Raw genomic sequence first — 19405 nt, 5'->3', positions numbered from 1 at the left:
CGGCTCTATCAGACCCCGCCGCGCAGGAGCTTGCGCAGCACCGCCGCGTCCTCGTCGGAGACCCCGCCCACGAAGCGCTCGAGCACGGCCATCCGGTCGGCCGACTCGCCGAGCACCTCGTGCATGAGCTCCGCGACGTGGTCGGCGCGCGAGGCGACGGCCGTGTAGCGGTGCGGGCGCACCGATCGGTCGGAGGCCACGAAGCCCTTCTTCTCGAGACGGGACAGCACGGTCAGCAGGGTCGTCGCGGCGAGCGCGCGCCCCTGATCCTGCTCGAGCTGCTCCTTGACGTCATACGCGGTCATGGGCATCTGCGCGTCCCACACCGCGTCCATGACGGCGCGTTCGAGTTCGCCGAGCGTTCCCATGCGCACCTCCTCGCCTCGTGTCGCGGCCGCGCCATCCGACCGCCTGCGCCAATTCTACCCCCGGTCGAATTTCTTCTATGCTCTGTCGAACTAGTTCTACACGGCGTAGAATTGGTTCCGGCCGGACGCGGCGTCCGGCCCACACCTCCCGAAGGAGAACGCGCGTGGACGTCCTCGACATCGCCCGCTGGCAGTTCGGCATCACGACCGTCTACCACTTCCTCATGGTCCCGCTCACGCTCGGGCTCGGCATGACGGTCGCCGTGCTGCAGACCGCGTGGGTCCGCACGGGCGACGAGCGCTTCCTGCGCATGACGAAGTTCTGGGGGAAGCTCTACCTCATCAACTTCATCGTCGGCGTCGCGACCGGCCTCGTGCAGGAGTTCCAGTTCGGGATGGCCTGGAGCGAGTACTCGCGCTTCGTCGGCGACGTGTTCGGCGCCCCGCTCGCGCTCGAGGGCCTGCTGGCCTTCTTCGCCGAATCGACGTTCCTCGGGATCTGGATCTTCGGATGGGGGCGGCTGCGCAAGGGACTCCACCTCGCCGCGCTGTGGTGCGCGGTGATCGGCTCGTGGGCCTCGGCGTACTTCATCATCGTCGCGAACTCCTGGATGCAGCACCCCGTCGGCGTCGAGCTCGGCGCCGACGGCCGCCCCGTCATGACCGACATCTGGGCGGTCCTGACGAACAACACCGCGATCGCGGCCTTCACCCACACGATCTTCGGCGCGCTCGTGGTCTCGGGGATGTTCCTCCTCGGCCTCTCGTGGTACCACCTCTGGCGCCGCCGCCACGACGGCATCGACACGGTCGACGCCGACGGCCGCGTGGTCGTCGGGCGAGCGGATGTCCCCGGTCGCGACGAGAAGGACCACGGCGTGTGGCTGTGGTCGCTGCGGATCGGCGCGGTCGTCGCGATCCTCGGGTTCGGCGGCACGGTGCTGACCGGCGACATCCAGGGCAAGCTCATGTACGAGCAGCAGCCGATGAAGATGGCCGCCGCCGAGGCGGCCTGCCACACCGGCTCGGCCTTCTCGGTGCTCTCCCTCGGCGACCCGGGCTCCCGCGACTGCTCCGACGTCATCACGCTCATCGAGGTGCCCGGCGTGCTCGGCTTCCTCGGCACCGGCGAGTGGGGCGCCGAGATGCCCGGCATCAGCGACCTCGAGCCGCAGTACGTCGACCAGTACGGCGAGACGATCCCCGACGACGCGCTCTACGGCGACCGCGCGGGCAGCGAGGTCGAGTACGTGCCCGTCATGTGGGTGACCTACTGGGGCTTCCGTCTCATGATCGGGCTCGGCGGGATCGTCGCGGCGGCCGCGGTCGTCGCGCTGTGGCTGACCCGCAAGGGCACGGTCCCGCGCTCGCCGTGGATCATGCGGCTCGCCCTGCTCGGCATCCTCGCGCCGTTCGCGGCGAACATCGCGGGCTGGATCTTCACCGAGATGGGCCGCCAGCCGTTCGTCGTCGCGCCGAACCCCGACGCGACCGGCGTCGACGGGGTGTTCATGTTCACGGCGGCGGCGGTCTCGCCCGGCGTCACCGCGGGCGAGCTCCTCTTCTCCGTGATCGCGCTCGCCTCGGTGTACGCCGTGCTCCTCGTCGTCGAGCTCTTCCTCCTCACCACGTACGTGCGCGGAGGCGTCGCGAGCGCGATGCCCGAGCTGTCCCACCCGCGCGACGACGACCATCCCGACGACGACGCGCAGCGAGACGACGTGCTCGCCTTCGCCTACTGACCGACTGCAGAGGAACGCCCATGGACACGCTCCCCGTCTTCTGGTTCATCGCGATCGCCATCCTGTGGACCGGCTACCTCCTGCTCGAGGGATTCGACCTCGGCGTCGGGATGCACATGATCCTCGGCACGCGCGACGACCGCGATCGCCGCGTCATGCTCAACACGATCGGCCCCGTGTGGGATGGCAACGAGGTGTGGCTGATCACGGCCGGCGCGGCGATCTTCGCGGCCTTCCCGCACTGGTACGCGTCGCTCTTCTCGGCGCTCTACCTCCCGCTCACGATCATGCTGCTCGGCCTCATCGTCCGCGCGGTCGGGATCGAGTACCGGGGCAAGGTCGCGACGGCGCGCTGGGCTCGCATCTGGACCTACGGCATCGGCGTCGGCTCGATCGTCGTCGCGTTCTGCGTCGGCGCAGCGCTCGCGCTCACGTCGACCGGGCTGCCCCTGAACGCGAACGGCGATCGCGTCGGCGGGCCGTTCGTCTGGCTGACCCTGCCCGCGATCGTGGGCGGTCTCGCGGTCGTCGGCTTCGCCCTCGCCCACGCGGCGACCTTCCTCGGGCTCAAGGCGGATGGTCCGGTGCGCGAGCGCGCGGGGCGCTTCGCCGCGCGCTGGGCGCCGCTCTGCCTCGTGCCCGCGGCCGTCTGGGCCCTGTGGGTGCAGCTCGCCCACGGCGGGACGCCCCTCTCGTGGACGCTCGTCGGCCTCGCCGTGGTCGCCGCGGTGCTCGGATGGGCGAACGCGCGCCGCCGCCGCGAGGGGCGGGCGTTCCTCGGCTACGCCGGCTTCGGCCTCTTCGGCGCGGGCGCGATCTTCGCGGGCATGTTCCCACGCGTCCTCCCGTCGACGATCGACCCCGCCTTCGACCTCACGGTCTGGAACGCGGCGAGCGGCGAGTACACACTGGGGGTCATGACGGTCGTCGCGTGCGTGGGCCTTCCGGTCGTGATCCTCTACCAGGCGTGGAGCTACTGGATCTTCCGCAAGCGCGTCACGCCGGGCATGATCCCCGACGCGCACGTCGTGCTCCCCGCGGCCCTGCGCGCGCGGTGACCGCCCCTGCGGCCCGCGCGCGGGCCATCCGCGAGCCCGGCATCGATCCGTGGACCATCGAGGCCGAGCGCGCGGCAGCGGCCCCCGGGTTCCGGCGGCCCGACCTCGGCCCCGTGCCGCGCGCGCGGCTCGTCGCGCTCGGTGTGCTCGCGGCGCTGCGGGCGGTGGGCCTCGTGCTCATCGCCGACGCGGTCGCCCGCGGGATCGGCGGCCTCGCGGCGGGCGGCCTCGATGCCGCGGACATCCGCGCCGTGCTCGTCGCGGGCCTCGCGGGCGCGCTGCTGAGGGTCGGCGCGGAGTGGGCGACCTCGGTCGCGGCGCGCCGCATCGCGTCGGACGTCAAGCGCGACCTGCGCGCGCGCCTCTGGCGCCGCATCGCCGCGGGCGACGTCGACGGCGGCGGGACCGCCGTCCTCGCGGCGGACGGGCTCGACGACCTCGACGACTACTACGTGCAGTCGCTGCCCGCGCTCATCGCGGCCGCGGTCGTGCCCCTCGTCGTGGGCCTGCGGATCCTCGGCGCCGACTGGCTGAGCGCCGCGGTCGTCGTCCTCACGGTGCCCCTCGTGCCCCTGTTCATGATCCTCATCGGCCGGCACACGCAGCAGCGCACCGACGCGGCGCTGTCGGCCCTCACCCGTCTCGCCGATCACCTGGCCGAGCTGGCGCGCGGCCTTCCCGTGCTCGTCGGGCTGGGCCGGGTCGAGGAGCAGACCCGCGCCCTCGACGGCATCCAGGGCGCCTACCGTGCGCGCACGCAGGAGACGCTGCGCTGGGCGTTCCTGTCGGCGCTCGCGCTCGAGCTCATCGCGACGATCTCGGTCGCGATCGTCGCCGTGTTCCTGGGGCTGCGGCTTCTCGACGGCACGATGGAGCTCGAGCCGGCGCTGCTCGCCCTCATCCTCGCGCCCGAGTGCTACGCGGCGCTGCGCGAGGTCGGCACCGCGTTCCACGCCTCGCAGGACGGCCTCGCCGCGCTCGAGCGCGCGAAGACGCTCCTCGCGCGCCCGCTCGCGCGCGACATCCGCTCGCGGGGGCGCGCGGAGCCCGCCGCGACATCCGCCCCTTCCCCCTCGCCCACCGCAGGAGAATCCGCCGAGATCAGGACGCGGATGCCCGAATCGTCCGGCTCTCGACGGAATCCCCTGCCCCCGGTGCGGCTCGAGAACGTCGCCGTGCGGTACGCGGGGCGCGATCGGCCCGTGGTCGAGGGGCTGAACGCCGAGCTGTCGGGCATCGTCTCGGTCGCGGGGCCGAGCGGCTCGGGCAAGTCCACGCTGCTCGCCGCGCTGACGGGGACGCTCCCCGCGGACGCCGAGGTCACCGGGACGATCACCGGGGCGGATGGCGTCGGCTGGGCCCCGCAGGCCGCGCGCGCGTTCGCGGCCACGCCCCGGGCGGAGCTCGCGCTGCACGGCGCGCCCGGCCCGGAAGCCGCTCTCGCCGAGCTCGGTCTCGCGCACGTCGCCGAGGCCGCGATCCCCGAGCTCAGCCCCGGCGAGCTGCGTCGTCTCGCGGTCGCGCGCGCCCTCGCCCGGGTCGACGCCGGTGCGCGTCTGCTCGTGCTCGACGAGCCGACCGCGCACCTCGACCGCGCCGCGGCGGAGCGCGTGCGCGCGGCCATCCTGCGTCGCGCGGCGCACGCGACGGTCGTGCTCGCGAGCCACGAGCCCGAGACGCTCGCCCTCGCGACGATGACGGTTCCGGTCGGCGGAGCCGCCGCCCCGCACGCCCCCGCGACCGCCCCGGTCAGCATGTCTCACTCGACGACAGAAACCGGCGCCGTCACCCGCAACAACCGAGACATGCATGAGGCGGCCCCGGCCGCCCCGGCCGGCCCGGCGGATGGCCCGGCGGATGGCCCGGCGGATGGCGTCACGCTCGCCTCCCTCGTCCGGCCGCACCTCGCGGCGTGGGCAGGCGCCGTCGGGCTCGGCGTCATCGCGACGGGACTGGGTCTCGCGCTCACGGCCGTCTCGGGATGGCTCATCGTCCGGGCGAGCGTCGAGGAGTACATCATGTACCTCCTCGTCGCGATCGTCGGCGTGCGGGCGTTCGGCATCGGGCGCTCCGTGGGCCGCTACGCCGAGCGCCTCATGACGCACAGCGCGGCGTTCCGGACGGTCGACGACCTGCGTCTGCGACTGTGGCGCGCGATCGCGGCGCGCGGCGCGGGCTCCCGCCGTCTCCTCGAGGGCGGGGCGCCCGTCGACTACCTCGTGACGCTCTCCGACGACCTGCGCGACCAGCTCCCCCGCGTCGTCGCGCCGCTCGCAGTCGGCGTCCTCGTCATCCTGGGCGCCTCCGTCACGACCTGGTTCGTCGTGCCGCACCTCGCCCTGCTCGTCCTCGTCGTGCTCGCGGCGGCCGCCGCCGTCGCCGCCGCGCTCGCGATCGCGTCCGAGCGGGGGGCGGGCCGCGCACGCGTCGCCGCCCGCTCCGAGATCGTCCGCGGCACGTCGGCCCTCGCCTCGGCGTCCGCCGATCTCCGCGGGAACGGCGCCTCCGAGGCGGCTCTCGCGGAGCTCGACGCCGCCGCGGCGCGCCTCGCCCAGGCCGAGCGCCGCGCCGCCTGGGCCGCGGGGCTCGGCGGCGCGGTCGTCACGTCGGCGACGTCGATCCTCGCGTGCACGGTCGCGCTCCTCTCCCCCGCTTCGCCGGCCGAGCAGGTGTCGGTGATCGCGCTCCTCGCGCTCGCCGTGCTCGAGCCGCTCTCGGGCCTCGTCACGGCCGCTCACCGACTGCCCGCCCTGCGCGAGATCGTGCGCCGTCTCGCGCCCGTGCTACGGCCCGCCCCGTCCGCGCCGTGGGGTGACGGCGCCCTCGCGGAGCCCGTCGCCTCGGTCGCGCTCGACGACGTCGCCGTCCGGTACCCCGGCACGTCGCGCCCCGCCGTGACGGATGTCTCGGGCCGGGCCGCACGCGGACGCTGGCTCGTCCTCGAAGGCCCGTCGGGATCGGGCAAGTCGACCCTCCTCTCGGCGATCATGGGCGCCCTCCCCGTCGCGCACGGCGAGATCCGCGCCGACGAGGCGCCGCTCCCGTCGCTCGACGAGCGCGCCTGGCGCTCGCGTGTGGCCTGGTGCCCGCAGGACGCCTACGTCTTCGACTCGACGCTGCGCGGCAACCTCCTGCTCGCCCGCGCGCACGACGACGCACCCGACGACGAAGCGCTGCACGACGCCCTCGCGCTGGCCGGTCTCGGCGCTCTCCTCGACGCGCTGCCCGGCGGGCTCGCGACGCGGGTGGGAGCGGGCGGCTCCGCCCTGTCCGGCGGCGAGCGCCAGCGCCTCGCGGTCGCCCGCGCGCTCCTCGCGCGCGCCGACGTCATCCTGCTCGACGAGCCGACCGCGCACCTCGACGCCCCGACGGCCGCCGCGATGATGGCGGATGTCCGCGGTGCGACCGCGGATCGCGTCGTTGTGCTCGTGTCGCACCGGGCCGACGACCGTCGTCCCGATGACGCGGTCGTGCAGCTGGGGTCCGTGCGAGAGTAGTGCCGTGTCTCCCCCGCGGTCCGAGCTGCGCCGCGTCGCGGTGATCGTGCTCGAGGGCGCGAAGCCGCTCGACGTCGGCATCCCCGCGCAGGTCTTCACGACCCGCGCGAGCATGCCGTACGAGGTGCGGGTCTGCGGCCCCGCACCCGGTCTCGTCACGGGCGGCGACGGCCTCTCCTACCATGTCGCCCACGGTCTCGAGGCGCTCGAGTGGGCCGACATCGTCTTCATCCCGGGCTACCGCGCCCCCGACCAGGACGACCCGCCCGCGGCGGTCGTCGAGGCGCTCATCGCGGCCCACGCGCGCGGAGCGCGCCTGGCCGCGATCAGCACGGGGGCGTTCGCGCTCGCGGCGACTGGCCTCCTCGACGGACGCCGCGCCACCACCCACTGGCACTACACGCGCGCGCTCGCGCGCCGGCACCCGCGCGTCCGCGTCGACGAGAACGTGCTGTTCGTCGACGAGGGCAGCGTCCTCACCTCGGCGGGCGCGGCGTCGGGGATCGACCTGTGCCTGCACATCCTCCGCTCCGACCTGGGCGTCGCCGCGTCGAATCATGCCGCACGGCGGCTCGTCGCCGCGCCGTATCGCAGCGGAGGCCAGGCGCAGTACGTGCCGCGCAGCGTGCCCGAGCCCATCGGCGAGCGGTTCGCGGCGACCCGCGAGTGGGCGCTGCATCGCCTCGGCGACCCGCTCACCCTCGAGGTGCTCGCGCGGCACGCCGCGGTCTCGCCGCGGACCTTCTCGCGCCGGTTCGTCGAGGACACCGGCTACACGCCGATGCAGTGGGTCATGCGCGCGCGGATCGACCTCGCGCGCGAGCTGCTGGAGAGATCCGAGCGGAGCGTCGAGCAGATCGCGGCGGATGTCGGGCTCGGCACGGGAGCGAACCTGCGCCTGCACTTCCAGCGGATCCTCGGGACGACCCCGACCGACTACCGGCGGACGTTCACGCAGGGCGAGTAGCCCGCGCTCACGCGGTGCGCTCGAGCCACGCCCGCAGCCGCTCGAGGGGCCACGTCGTGACGATGCGCTCGGGCGGGACGCCCGCGCGCTCGGCCCGTTCTGCTCCGTAGTCGAGCAGCGAGAGCTGCCCGGGGGCGTGCGCGTCGCTGTCGATCGAGAACAGGCATCCCTGCTCGAGCGCGAGGGCGATGAGCTCGTCCGGCGGATCCTGGCGCTCGGGGCGCGCATTGATCTCGACCGCGACGTCGTGCTCGGCGCATGCCGCGAAGACCGCGTGCGCGTCGAACGCGGCGGGCGGCCTCGTGCCGCGCGCGCCCTCGACGAGCCGCCCCGTGCAGTGGCCGAGCACGCGCGTGCGGGGGTTGCGGATGGCGCCGAGCATGCGGCGGGTCATGCTCGCGGCGTCCATCCGCAGTCTCGAGTGCACGCTCGCCACGACGACGTCGAGGCGAGCGAGCAGGGCGTCGTCCTGATCGAGCGCGCCGTCGTCGAGGATGTCGACCTCGATGCCGCTCAGGAGCGTGAACCCCTCGTCCGAGAGCGTCGCGACGACCTCGAGCTGCCGCTCGAGCCGCTCGGCCGAGAGCCCGTTCGCCACCGTGAGGCGGGGCGAGTGGTCGGTGAGCGCGAGGTACTCGTGGCCCAGCCGCCGGGCTGCCGCGACCATGAGGTCGATCGGGGTGAGGCCATCCGACCAGTCGGAGTGGCTGTGGAGGTCGCCGCGCAGGAGGCCGCGGAGGGCGCTGCGGCCGGCGCCCCCTGTGCGCTCGCGCAGATCGGCGAGGTATGCCGGCACCTCGCCCGCGAGCGCCTCCTGGATGACGCGGAAGGTCGACTCGCCGATCCCCTGCCGACGCCGCAGCCGCGCCGCATCGCGCAGCTCCTCGGGCGAGAGACCCGCCACGACATCGGCCGCGGTGCGGAACGCCTTCGACTTGTAGCGCGACGACCGCTCGCGCTCGAGCAGGTAGGCGATCTCGGTGAGCGCGTCGAGCGGGTCCATGGCTGCCAGTCTGCCGCGCGGGCTCGACGACGGCACGGCCGCACGACGAGCAGGGATGGCGAGATCCTTGCGGACGCTGTCCATCACGCCGCTGTCGCCCGCGCGCCATCCGGGAGACGCTGTGAGGGTATTCGACGGGGCTGACGCTCGCACCGCCACCTCGTCCGCCATACCTTCCGAACGGGCCTGACGCACAGCGGGCCCGTTCGGCTGTTTCCGGGCCCGGCTCGCGGGCGGCGTCTCAAGCGACGATCTTCTCGACCGTCCGGATGTTCCGCGTCGTCGTCACGGCCTTCCAGCGCGGCTTGGCGAGCTCCTTCGCGAACGCCGTCGACACGCTCGCGCCCTTCGGCGGGTTCCAGTAGACGACGCCGGGGCCCTCCGCCACCGGGTCGTCCGGTGCATTGGCCGCGAGCGCGAGCACGGCGTCGCGCGCCTCGGCGTCGGCGCAGAAGACGATGTACGGCTGGCGATCGGGGTCTGACGCATCGAACGGGAAGGCGGCGAGGGCGGCTCGCAGCTCGTCGCAGGTGGCCAGCACGATCCACGCCTCGTAGCCGAACCTCTCCCCGAGCGCCCGCTCGATCCGCCGCTTGAGGGTCGCGCGGTTCTCGTCGGCGGTGAAGCGCACGTTGCCGCTCGCGAGGAACGTGCGCGCATCGGCGAAGCCCAGTTCGGCGAACAGCGCGCGCAGGTCGGCCGAGCGCACGGTGATCCCGCCCACGTTGACACCGCGGAGCAGGGCGACGAAGTCGGTCATCCGGCCTCGCCCATCACCCGGCGGGTGAGGGCCGTGACGTCGGAGTCGAGATGGTCGATCTTCGTGTGGACGGCATCGAACCGCGCGTTCATCTCCGCCCGCAGACCGGCGAACTCGGCGTTCAGTCGAGCGTTGGTCGCGTCGAGGCGCGCGTTCGACGCGTCGAATCGGGCGTTCATCTCGCCGCGCAGACCGTCGATCTCGCCGCGCAGCTCACCACGCAGTCCGCCGATCTCGGCGCGCAGGATGCGGGTGAAGTTCGTCGAGATGATCCCGAGCGTCGCGAACGCGAACGTCGCGAAGAGAGCCATGAAGACCCACACCTGCGGCTCGCTCATCTGCACTCCTCCAGTCTGAACCGACCCGACGACATTGTCACGAACGGCGACCGAGAGCCGCACCTGTGGAGGTCGTCGGCGTCGCCACACCGCGAGGCGTGGCCTGTGCACGAGCCACGACCCTATGAGCTGACGAGCGACTCCAGAAGCGCGCGCACCGTGCGGACGACGAAGACGCGTCGCGCCGCGACGCGCTCGGGGCGGTCGGCGGCATCGCCCACGTACAGCCGGTCCACCGAGCGGAACACCTGCCAGCCGTCGGCGAGGGTCACGATCGTGAGGAGCAGCTCGGCGGCGGCCGCGTCGTCGAGGGCGGGAAGGGTCCTGCGCAGCTGAGAGACCTTGCGCCGGTGCGCCTCGGAGCGCGCCTCGAACGCGACCGGGGTCTCGCGCTCGAGGCCCTCCCACGCGAGCAGGCGCGAGAGCTGAGGATGCGCGGCGTGGTAGTCGAAGACGGCCTCGACGTACCGCAGCACCGCCTCGGCGCCCTCGCCCTCGATGGGGACGGCGTGGATGACCGCGAGCAGCTCGCTCTCGAGCGCCGCACCGAAGAGCGCCTCCTTGTCGCCGAAGTGCGCGTAGATGCGCTCCTTGTTCACCCCGGCGGCGCGTGCGATCCGGTCCACGCGCGCCCCGGCGAGACCGTGCGCGCTGAACTCGTCGACGGCCGCCTCGAGCAGGCGTCGCCGCGTCTCCTCCGGGGTGTAGGCCATCCGCCCATCCTATTCCCAACCGAACAGTTGCCTTCCGGGCCGGAACGTGGTTCACTGTTCCCAACCAGTCAGTTGGAAAGTGAGATGCCATGCCCGCGCCCACCCCGCCCTCCGTCCACGTCCGCGCCGTCATCACGTGGCTCGCGATCTTCCCGCTCGTGACGATCGGCCTCTACGCCATCGCGCCGTTCAGCGGGACCTGGCCGCCCGTCCTCCGCTCGCTCGCACTCACGGTCGTCGTCGTGCCGCTCGCGGTGTATCTCATCGTCCCGCAGCTGATGCGCGCCTGGATGGCACTCAGCGCGCGCCGCGCCGCCGAGGCCGCCCAGGTCGCGCTGGCCACACCCGTCGCCCCGGCCGCCCCCGCCGCTCCCGAGACGTCTCCCGAGGTCGTCAGCCGCGGATGAGCCGGAGCGTCGCGCGCTCGAGCGCGACCTGCCGTGCGTCGGCGTCGGCATGGCGCCGACGCACGGCGGCCGCGATCGTGCGCCCCTCGTCGAACGCCGAGACGACGCGCGGATCGACGTACGAGGTGCGCGCCATCGTCGGGGTGTTGCCGAGGAACTCGGCGACATCGCGCATGGTCGCGGTCACCGCGCGGCGGCGCTTCGTCGCGCTCGCGCCCTCCTCGAGGTCGAGCCCGCGCTCGGCGAGGCGCGCGGTCGCGAGCACCGTCGCATGCCACGTGCGGAAGTCCTTCGCGGTCGCGTCGGCCCCCGTCGACGCGCGCACGTAGTCGTTGACGATCGCGGGCGTGAGGCGCCGCCATCCGCCCGCCTCCCGGTACGCCAGGAGCGCGGGCTCGCCGTCGCGCCGCCGCCGCATGCTCTCGATCGCCGCGACGACGGGGGCATCCGCGATCTCGATGCGGTGCGCGACGCCCGACTTGCCCATGAAGCGGAAGACGAGCGCGTCGCCGCTCCGCCGCACATGCGCGCGCTCGAGGGTCGTGAGCCCGAAGCTGCCGTGCCGGTCGGCGTACACGTCGTCGCCGATGCGGAAGCAGCCGAGGTCGAGCAGCCGCACGGCAGTCGCGCACGCGCGCTCGAGCGGCATGCCGTCGAGCCCGAGCTCGCCGAGGATGGCCGGCCGCGCACGGCCCAGCGCGACGCCGAAGTCGAGCACGCGGTCGAACTTCTGCGCATCGCGGCGCGCACGCCACTGCGGGTGGTACAGGTACTGCCGGCGCCCCGCATCGTCGGTGCCCACGGCCTGCAGGTGCCCGTTGGGGTAGGGCGTGATCCAGACGTCGCGCCATGCGGGCGGGATGGCCAGCGCGCGGATGCGGGCGACCTCCTCCGCGGGCAGCCGCTCGCCCTCGGCATCGAGGTAGGCGAACCCGCGGCCGGAGCGGCGCCGCGTCCAGCCCGGCTCCTGGGGAGAGGTGCGTCGGAGCCGGGGCATGCGGTCGAGTCTGCCTGACGGCATCCGCCGCCCGTCAGGCCTTGACAGGGCCTCCGGAGAGGGTCGCGGATGTTGGGCTTTCCAACGTCGTAGCCCTACGCTCGACACTCGACGCCCTTTCTGCCCTCCCGGGAGCCACGATGAAGTTCTTCCCTGCCCGCGCGGTGCGCGTGACCGCCGGCTCGTTCGCCGACGCCCTGCGCGTCGACCTCGACTACGTGCTCTCGCTCGACGCCGACCGGCTGCTCGCGCCCTTCCTGCGCGAGGCGGGCCTCGAGCCGCGTGACCGCTCGTACGGCAACTGGGAGGACGCGGGGCTCGACGGGCACACCGCGGGGCACTGGATCTCGGCGCTCGCCCACCTGCACGCGGCGACGGGCCATCCCGAGGCCCTTCGCCGACTCCGCTACGCCGTGGGCGAGCTCGCGCGTGCGCAGGAGGCGCGCGGCACGGGGTGGGTCGGCGGCGTGCCCGGCGGCGAGCAGCTCTTCGCGGGGCTCCGCGACGGCGGCGTGGCGGCGGCCCGGGCGCTCGCATCGAGCGGGCACTGGGTGCCCTGGTACAACCTCCACAAGACGTTCCAGGGGCTCATCGACGCACACGTCGTCGGCGGCGACGAGCGCGCGCTCGACATCGCCGTCCGTCTCGCGGACTGGTGGCTCGACATCGCCGACGGCATCGACGACGCGGCCTTCGAGGCCATGCTCGACACCGAGTTCGGCGGCATGAACGAGGCCTTCGCGGAGCTCGCGGCGCTCACCGGACGCGACGACCTCGCGGCGATGGCCCGTCGCTTCGCGCACCGCGCCATCCTCGACCCCCTCCGCGAGGGGCGAGACGATCTGACCGGGCGCCACGCGAACACGCAGATCCCGAAGGCCGTGGGCTACGCGGTCGCCGGCGAGCGCGCGGCGGCCGCCGCGTTCTGGCGCACCGTCGTCGAGCGGCGCACGGTCGCGATCGGCGGCAACAGCGTCCGCGAGCACTTCCACGCGCCGGACGACTTCGCGCCGATGATCGAGGACCGCGAGGGGCCGGAGACCTGCAACACCTACAACATGCTGAAGCTCACGCGCGCCCTCGCCGAGGCCGAGCTCGATCCCGCCCACCTCGACTTCGCCGAGCGCGCGCTCTTCAACCACGTGCTCTCGGCGCAGCATCCCGAGCGCGGCGGGTTCGTCTACTTCACGCCGATGCGGCCCCGCCACTACCGCGTCTACTCGCAGCCCGACCAGTGCTTCTGGTGCTGCGTCGGCACGGGCATGGAGATGCAGGCCCGGTACGGCGAGTGGATCTTCGGACAGGACGGCGACGCGCTCGCCGTCAACCTCTTCGCCCCCGCCGACCTCGACGCATCCGAATTCGGCGTCCGGCTGCGCATGACGACGGACTTCCCCGCCGACGAGCAGGTGCGGATCGCGGTGGAGGCGGATGGCGCGCGCGCGTTCGCGCTGCGCCTGCGCGTTCCAGGCTGGAGCGACGGACTCCGCGACCTCCGCGTGAACGGCGACGACGCGGAGGCGACTGCGGAGGACGGCGCCGTGCGGATCACGCGGACCTGGGCGGACGGCGACGAGATCGTCTTCCGCGTGCCCCTCGCGCTGCGCGCGGAGCGCCTGCCCGACGGATCGCCGTGGCAGGCCTACCTCGCGGGGCCCGTCGTCCTCGCCGCGCGCGCGGGGGAGGACGGGCTCGACGGGCTCGTCGCCGACGACAGCCGGATGGGCCACATCGCGTCGGGCCCGCTGCTCCCGTTCGCCGACCTGCCGCTCGTCGCGGAGGGCGCCGACGCGGTCGCCCAGGTCGGCCCGCTGCGCTTCCGGCTCGAGACGGACGACCCGGCGGGCGCCGTCGACCTCGAGCCGTTCGCGGGCATCCACGACAGCCGGTACACCGTCTACTGGCCGGTCGCCGACGGCCCCGGCCGCAGGGACGAGCTCCTCGCCCAGGACGGCCGGCTCGCGATCGACGCGGCGACCGTCGACGCCGTGGCGTTCGGCGAGCAGCAGCCCGAGTCCGACCACGCCTTCTCGGGAGACGGCTCGACCGTCGGCGTCGAGGGCGACGCGCACTGGCGCGAGCTCGGAACCGGCCTCTCGATCGAGCTGCGGGACCCCGCGTGGCAGTCGCGCCGCCTGCGCCTCGAGCTGCGGCCATCCGCCGAGGCGACGGCGATCGCGGTGCGCGTCGGCGAGCAGCTCGCCGCCGAGGAGCGCCTCGCGCCCGGCGCGACATCGCTCGAGGTCGTCATGGCGCCGCCGTCGCCCGGCACGCGGATCACCCTCTCTCCCGTCGACGGTGCTCCCGCGCCGGGCGTGGTCTCGGCGCGCCTCCTGCGCTGAGCACCGGCGAGACTGGAGGCATGCTCACCCGGATCCGCCCTCGGGGGATGGCCGCCTCGGTCGCCCTCGTCATCGGCTCGTGCACGTCGCTGCAGTTCGGCGCGGCGCTCGCCGTGCAGCTCTTCCCCGAGCTGGGGACGTGGGGCGTGACGGCGCTGCGCCTCTCGATCGCGGCGCTCATCCTGTGCGCGGCGGTGCGCCCGCGCGTGCGCACCTGGACCCGCGAGCAGTGGGGATGGGTGGCCGCGTACGGCCTCTCCCTCGCGGCCATGAACGGCTCCTTCTACGCCTCCCTCGAGCGGATCCCGCTGGGCACCGCGGTCGCGATCGAGTTCCTCGGTCCGCTCGTGCTCGCGGCCGTGCTCACGCGACGCGCCCTCGATTTCGCGTGGGTCGGCGTCGCCCTCGTCGGCATGGCGCTCCTGGGCGTCGACAGCGCCATCGGCGTCCCGCTGGATGGAGCAGGCGTGGTGTTCGCGCTCGTGGCCGCCGCGTTCTGGGCCCTCTACATCCGCACGAGCGCGCGCGTCGGCCAGCTCGTCCCGGGGATGGGCGGGCTCGCGGTCGCGCTCGTCATCGCCTCGACCGCGCTGCTGCCCTTCGGCGTGCCGGCGGCGGTCGAGGTGGTCGCGGAGCCGCACCTCCTCGTGCTCGCCGTCGGGACGGCGCTCCTCGCCTCGGTCATCCCGTACGCGCTCGAGCTCATGGCGCTGCGGCGGCTTCCACAACGCGTGTTCGGAGTGCTCCTGAGCCTCGAGCCCGTCATCGCGACGGCGGCCGGATGGCTGCTCCTCGCTCAGGCGATGAGCCCGCTGCGGATCGCCGCGATCGCGCTCGTCGTCGCCGCGAGCGTCGGCACCGCCCTCGCGGCGCGACGGGCGAGCGAGGACGCACCCGGATCCGCCCTCACCGGGGCGATCCCGGTCATCCGCGACTGACCGCGGCCTCCGCCGTCGTGACGCGACGCGATGGCCAGGCCGCGAGCAGGCGCTCCCGCTCCTCCGCCGTGATCGGCACGACCGAGCCGTGCCGGAAGCGCGGCGGAACCGCATGCGCGCTCGGCGTCCACGTGCCATCCGCGAGGTCTGCGCTCTCGAAGACGCGATAGCCCGTGCCGCCGCCGTAGGGCGGCCAGTCGATGAAGAGCAGCCACGAGCGCTCGTCGAGCGAGCGGACGATGATCGGCCCCTCGCCGTGCGAGATGACGTCGCTGCCGATCCCCTCGGCGAGCAGCTCCCACGCCGAGCCGATGCGCCCCTCGGTCGGGCGCAGCACGTCGTCGCCGCGCTCGGCGAACACGTGCATGGTGCCGGGCTCCTCGTCCTTCGTGAAGCGGTACCAGTGGGCGCCGTCGCGCGCGAGGGTCGAGTCGATCGTCCCGTACCCGGCCCCCCGGCGCACGTCGATCCACACGCGCGGCTCCGAGAAGGTCGCGAAGTCGGCCGTCTCCGCGATCATCATCCGGTTGTAGCTGTCGGCGGCCCGGCGCTCGCCGCCCTCGGGGTAGAGGTTCGAGGCCCAGTAGACGAGGTAGGCGCCGTGCTCCGCGCTCCAGACGGCCTCCGGGGCCCACACGTTGCCGGCCTCGGGGCCCATCACCGCGACCGCACGCGGGCCCGTCCAGGTCACGAGGTCATCCGACTCCCAGACGAGGATGTCGGTGCTGCCGTTCTCCTGCCCCGCACCGAAGCCGCCGGCCCCGTGCACCTTGAGGTCGGTCGCGAGGATCACGAACCCGCCGTCCTCCTTGCGGAGCAGGAACGGGTCGCGCACGCCCCGCGTGCCGAGCTCCGACGTGAGCACGGGCGCGCCGTCCGCCAGCAGGTCCCAGTCGCTCAGGGAGGCGCCGTCGCTCACCGCGAAGTGGACCTGCTCGGCCGCGTCGTCGTCTTCGCCCGTGAAGTGGACGAAGAGGTACGAGGAGAATTTACAACGTTGCACAAGTGCACGATACCAAGGGACGGCCACCGCCGCGACCCCGGACTCGGCCCTACGCGCCGAGGAAGGTCGCGGGGTCGAACTCGTCGATCGGGATGACGCGAAGGCGCGGGAGCTGCGCGTCGAACACCGCGGCGTCGTACTCGAGGTCGAATCGCTGCAGGCCGGGCAGGGTCGCATACCCCGCGTTGCGGAACTCATTGAACGCGACGATCCCGACGCGCCGGTCGCCGCCGATGAGCGCAGCGACGTCGTCGAGGAAGTCCCCGTCGTGGCTCACGAGCATCACGTCGTCGTCGCGGCCAGCCAGGGCCCGCAGGGTGCGCTGGATCGCGATGTCGACGACCTTCTCGTCGGGGGCGCCTGCGAGGAGCACGACCTCGTAGTCCATCGCCTTGAGCGCCTGGACGAAGCTCTGCGGGATGACGGACGAGGCGTTGATGAAGAACACGCCGCGTGCGCGCTGGTTCCACTGCCGCGCCGCGAACGAGACGAGCCGGTCCCACCGAGGCCGCTCATCCGGCTGCGGCCGTCGCCCGATGATCGACGTCCCCAGCGTCGCGTCGATGTTCTCGCCGTCGACGAGCACCCAGGTCACGTCTTCACCGCTCACGCGCATGCGCGCCTCCCCATCCGGCGCCGTCGAGGTGGCGGAGCCTCGTCCGATCCTACGAGGGCGCGGGGCGGCTCAGCCGCAGAGGGTCGCGAGCGCGCCCTTGGCCTGCTCGACGGCCTCGACCGTCTCGGGCGCCGTGAGATCGCTCACCTGCGACAGCTGCTCGGCATTCGCGCGGATGAGCTCCCCCGGCTGGCCGCCCACGTCATCCCCGAGCCTCTCGAGCGTCGCGACGAGGTCGTCGCGCGCGACGTCGGCCTGCTCAGCGGTCACGTCGCCCTGCTCGAGGATCGCCTGGTACTGCGCGTAGGCGGCGTCGGCGGTCGTGCAGATCTCGTCGACCGGGACGCCGAGGGCGTCGCCGGCGATGTCGGCGGCCTGTGCGCAGCCGGCGAGCAGGCCCACGGCGAGGAGCGGGAGGATGGCGAGTCGGCGCATGCGACGACGGTAGCCGCTCGACCTTGGACGCCCATGCATGCCGCATCTGCGGCAGAATCGACCCAGACCATCCGCATCTGCGAATCGAGAAGCGCATGCCCGACATCCGCGTCCGCGACGCCGCCCATCTGCTCGGCGTGAGCGACGACACCGTCCGACGCTGGATCGCGGCGGGCGCGCTCGCGGCGCACCGCGACGACGCGGGTCGCCGGGTCATCGACGGAGCCGAGCTCGCCGCATTCGCGCGGTCGCATGCCGACGCCCCCGAAGATCCGCTCGCCGGGGGCCGCTCCGCCCGCAACCGCTTCACGGGACTCGTCACGGCCGTCACGAGCGACACCGTCATGAGCCAGGTCGAGCTGCAGTGCGGGCCGCACCGCGTCGTGTCGCTCATGAGCACGGAGGCGGTGCGCGAGCTCGGCCTCGAGCCGGGCTCGGTCGCGGTGGCCGTCGTCAAGGCCACGACCGTCCTCGTGGAGACGCCGTGAGACGGCGGGTGCGCGCAGCGGTGGCGGGTGCGGTCGCGCTCGCGCTGTCCGGCTGCGCGGCGCCGCCGACCGCGGGCCAGGAGCTTCACGTGTTCGCCGCGGCGTCGCTCACCGAGGTCTTCACCGAGATCGCCGCCGCATTCGAGGAGGCGCATCCGGGTGTCTCGGTCAGCCTGAGCTTCGACGGGTCGGCGGGCCTCGCGACGCAGATCGCCGAGGGAGCGCCCGCCGCGGTGTTCGCCTCGGCCGACACGGCGACCATGGAATCCGTCGCACAGCACGCCGCCGACGAGCCGGCGGTGTTCGCGCGGAACGCCCTCGAGATCGCCGTGCCCGCGGGCAATCCGGCCGACATCCGGGGATTCGCGGATCTCGCACGCGACGACGTGGTCGTCGTCGTGTGCGCGGTCGCCGTCCCGTGCGGGCGCGCGACGGCCGAGGTCGAGCGGGCGCTCGACCTCGCGGTCGACCCTGCGAGCGAGGAGAACGCCGTGACGGATGTGCTCGGCAAGGTGACCTCGGGCGAGGCGGATGCGGGCGTCGTCTACGCCACCGACGTCCGCCGCGCGGGCGACGCGGTCGAGGGTGTGCCGGTCGACGCGCCCGATGCCGCCGTGAACGACTACCCCATGGCGGCGCTCGACGGCGCACCCGACCCGGCGCTCGCTCGCGCGTTCGTCGACTTCGTCCTCGACGACCCCGCGCAGCGCGTCCTCGCCGACGCGGGCTTCCTCCCGGCGGACTAGCGGATGGTCCAGCACGAGGAGAGAGGCGCGGCGGCCCGCGCCCCGCGACCGCCCGAGACCGCGGCGCGGCCATCCGCTCGGGCGGGGCGGCCGATCGCCACCGACCTGCCGCGCTGGCTGTGGATTCCGGCCGCGCTGGGGCTCGCGCTCATCCTCGTGCCCCTCGCCGCCCTCGTGCTGCGCGCGGAGTGGGGCGACTTCTGGCACCTGCTGACCGGGGCGGCCGCGCGCGACGCCCTCGCGCTGAGCCTGCGGACGGCCCTCGTCTCGACCGCGCTGTGCCTTCTCATCGGCGTGCCGATGGCGGCCGTGTTCGCGCGGGGGCGCTTCCCCGGGCTGAAGGCGCTGCGCGCGCTCGCACTCGTGCCGCTCGTGCTGCCGCCGGTCGTCGGAGGCATCGCGCTGCTGTACGCGTTCGGGCGTCGCGGGCTCGTCGGGCAGGCGCTCACGCCGTTCGGGATCCAGATCCCGTTCACCGAGGTGGCGGTCGTCATGGCCCAGACGTTCGTCGCCCTGCCGTTCCTCGTGATGAGCGTGGAGGGGGCGCTGCGCTCCGCCGGCACGCGCTACGCCGCGGTCGCGGCGACGCTGGGGGCATCGCCGGGGCGCGTGCTGTGGCGCGTGACGCTCCCGCTCATCGCGCCGGGCATCCTCTCGGGGGCCATCCTCTCCTTCTCCCGTGCGCTCGGGGAGTTCGGCGCGACCCTCGCCTTCGCCGGGAGCCTGCAGGGCGTCACCCGCACGCTTCCCCTCGAGGTGTATCTCGTCCGGGAGAGCGACAGCGCCTCGGCGGTCGCGCTGTCGCTCGTGCTCATCGCGCTCGCGGTCTGCGGCGTCGTGCTGGCGTATCGTCCGCGGAGGGGGCAGCCATGACCGAGGGGGAGGCGGGCGGGTTCGAGGATGGCCCCGGGGCCAAGGCGGGTCCCACCGGGTTCGCCGCGAAACGCGGCGAACCGACGCCGAGTCGCCCCGAAACGCGGCAACCCC

19 protein-coding genes are annotated in these 19405 nt (G+C 73.7%); 10 read left to right on the top strand and 9 right to left on the bottom strand.

All coding sequences use genetic code 11. The annotated features are described in order from the left end of the window. Window positions 1-8: 8 nt before the first annotated feature. Window positions 9-368, bottom strand: a complete 360-nt coding sequence (locus tag ACOWU6_RS06270; RefSeq protein WP_271173019.1) for a BlaI/MecI/CopY family transcriptional regulator — start codon at window positions 366-368, stop codon at window positions 9-11. 164 nt (window positions 369-532) lie between these two features. On the opposite strand from ACOWU6_RS06270, the gene ACOWU6_RS06265 reads away from it, so the two are divergent. From ACOWU6_RS06265 to ACOWU6_RS06250, 4 genes are read left to right on the top strand one after another with little or no spacing between them, the layout of a single operon-like run. Then, window positions 533-2110 (top strand): cytochrome ubiquinol oxidase subunit I, encoded by a 1578-nt coding sequence (locus ACOWU6_RS06265; protein WP_282978865.1) that lies wholly within the window; start codon window positions 533-535, stop codon window positions 2108-2110. Window positions 2111-2130: 20 nt separating this feature from the next. Further along, entirely contained in the window at window positions 2131-3168 is a 1038-nt protein-coding gene (cydB, locus tag ACOWU6_RS06260; RefSeq protein ID WP_421075114.1) for a cytochrome d ubiquinol oxidase subunit II, read from the top strand. Further along, window positions 3165-6665 (top strand): thiol reductant ABC exporter subunit CydC, encoded by a 3501-nt coding sequence (gene cydC / locus ACOWU6_RS06255; RefSeq protein ID WP_421075113.1) that lies wholly within the window; start codon window positions 3165-3167, stop codon window positions 6663-6665. The genes cydB and cydC overlap by 4 nt, the downstream gene beginning before the upstream one ends. A 40-nt stretch (window positions 6666-6705) precedes the next feature. Beyond that, window positions 6706-7632: a GlxA family transcriptional regulator gene (locus ACOWU6_RS06250; protein ID WP_421075228.1), complete on the top strand. Its 927-nt coding sequence runs from the start codon at window positions 6706-6708 to the stop codon at window positions 7630-7632. Window positions 7633-7639: 7 nt separating this feature from the next. On the opposite strand, the gene ACOWU6_RS06245 is transcribed toward ACOWU6_RS06250, so the two are convergent. From ACOWU6_RS06245 to ACOWU6_RS06230, 4 genes are all read right to left on the bottom strand, one after another. Next, window positions 7640-8635, bottom strand: coding sequence for a PHP domain-containing protein (locus tag ACOWU6_RS06245; RefSeq protein ID WP_421075112.1), 996 nt, complete (start codon window positions 8633-8635; stop codon window positions 7640-7642). Window positions 8636-8876: 241 nt separating this feature from the next. Beyond that, window positions 8877-9395, bottom strand: coding sequence for a DUF1697 domain-containing protein (locus ACOWU6_RS06240; protein ID WP_421075111.1), 519 nt, complete (start codon window positions 9393-9395; stop codon window positions 8877-8879). Further along, complete coding sequence (locus tag ACOWU6_RS06235) at window positions 9392-9733, bottom strand: hypothetical protein (RefSeq protein ID WP_271173026.1); 342 nt, start codon at window positions 9731-9733, stop codon at window positions 9392-9394. Before ACOWU6_RS06235 ends, ACOWU6_RS06240 begins: the two co-directional genes overlap by 4 nt. Window positions 9734-9855: 122 nt before the next feature. Next, window positions 9856-10446: a TetR/AcrR family transcriptional regulator gene (locus ACOWU6_RS06230; protein WP_421075110.1), complete on the bottom strand. Its 591-nt coding sequence runs from the start codon at window positions 10444-10446 to the stop codon at window positions 9856-9858. Between the two features lie 89 nt (window positions 10447-10535). Between ACOWU6_RS06230 and ACOWU6_RS06225 the strand changes: the two genes are divergently transcribed. Then, on the top strand, window positions 10536-10853 hold the full coding sequence (locus tag ACOWU6_RS06225) for a hypothetical protein (protein WP_421075109.1): 318 nt from the start codon (window positions 10536-10538) through the stop codon (window positions 10851-10853). On the opposite strand, the gene ACOWU6_RS06220 is transcribed toward ACOWU6_RS06225, so the two are convergent. Further along, window positions 10840-11850: a DNA topoisomerase IB gene (locus ACOWU6_RS06220; RefSeq protein ID WP_421075108.1), complete on the bottom strand. Its 1011-nt coding sequence runs from the start codon at window positions 11848-11850 to the stop codon at window positions 10840-10842. The genes ACOWU6_RS06225 and ACOWU6_RS06220 overlap by 14 nt on opposite strands. A 140-nt stretch (window positions 11851-11990) precedes the next feature. On the opposite strand from ACOWU6_RS06220, the gene ACOWU6_RS06215 reads away from it, so the two are divergent. Together ACOWU6_RS06215 and ACOWU6_RS06210 are read left to right on the top strand one after the other, a co-directional pair. Further along, a complete protein-coding gene (locus ACOWU6_RS06215; RefSeq protein WP_421075107.1) occupies window positions 11991-14192 on the top strand; it encodes a beta-L-arabinofuranosidase domain-containing protein in 2202 nt (733 codons plus the stop codon). A 20-nt stretch (window positions 14193-14212) separates the two neighbouring features. Further along, a complete protein-coding gene (locus ACOWU6_RS06210; protein WP_421075106.1) occupies window positions 14213-15130 on the top strand; it encodes an EamA family transporter in 918 nt (305 codons plus the stop codon). Here the strand turns inward: ACOWU6_RS06210 and ACOWU6_RS06205 are convergent. From ACOWU6_RS06205 to ACOWU6_RS06195, 3 genes are all read right to left on the bottom strand, one after another. Continuing rightward, the gene (locus tag ACOWU6_RS06205) at window positions 15117-16160 is read right to left on the bottom strand and encodes a glycoside hydrolase family 43 protein (RefSeq protein ID WP_421075105.1); all 1044 of its coding nucleotides are present in this window, start codon (window positions 16158-16160) and stop codon (window positions 15117-15119) included. The two genes, ACOWU6_RS06210 and ACOWU6_RS06205, sit on opposite strands and share 14 nt — an antisense overlap. A 22-nt stretch (window positions 16161-16182) precedes the next feature. Continuing rightward, entirely contained in the window at window positions 16183-16743 is a 561-nt protein-coding gene (locus ACOWU6_RS06200) for an NYN domain-containing protein (RefSeq protein ID WP_421075104.1), read from the bottom strand. A 75-nt stretch (window positions 16744-16818) separates the two neighbouring features. Continuing rightward, on the bottom strand, window positions 16819-17184 hold the full coding sequence (locus ACOWU6_RS06195; protein WP_421075103.1) for a hypothetical protein: 366 nt from the start codon (window positions 17182-17184) through the stop codon (window positions 16819-16821). Between the two features lie 95 nt (window positions 17185-17279). Here ACOWU6_RS06195 and ACOWU6_RS06190 point away from each other — a divergent pair, with 95 nt between their 5' ends. The 3 genes from ACOWU6_RS06190 to ACOWU6_RS06180 are packed head-to-tail and all read left to right on the top strand — an operon-like array spanning window position 17280 to window position 19291. Next, window positions 17280-17672: a TOBE domain-containing protein gene (locus ACOWU6_RS06190; protein ID WP_421075102.1), complete on the top strand. Its 393-nt coding sequence runs from the start codon at window positions 17280-17282 to the stop codon at window positions 17670-17672. Further along, a complete protein-coding gene (modA, locus tag ACOWU6_RS06185; RefSeq protein WP_421075101.1) occupies window positions 17669-18418 on the top strand; it encodes a molybdate ABC transporter substrate-binding protein in 750 nt (249 codons plus the stop codon). Before ACOWU6_RS06190 ends, modA begins: the two co-directional genes overlap by 4 nt. A gap of 3 nt (window positions 18419-18421) precedes the next feature. Next, window positions 18422-19291 carry an ABC transporter permease gene (locus ACOWU6_RS06180; protein ID WP_421075100.1) on the top strand — a complete coding sequence of 290 codons (870 nt, stop codon included), beginning with the start codon at window positions 18422-18424 and terminating at the stop codon, window positions 19289-19291. Window positions 19292-19405 lie beyond the last annotated feature (114 nt).

Source organism: Microbacterium sp. SA156, from assembly GCF_049065455.1.
Taxonomy (GTDB): Bacteria; Actinomycetota; Actinomycetes; order Actinomycetales; family Microbacteriaceae; genus Microbacterium; species Microbacterium barkeri.
This window is presented reverse-complemented; position numbering and strand designations above follow the sequence as displayed.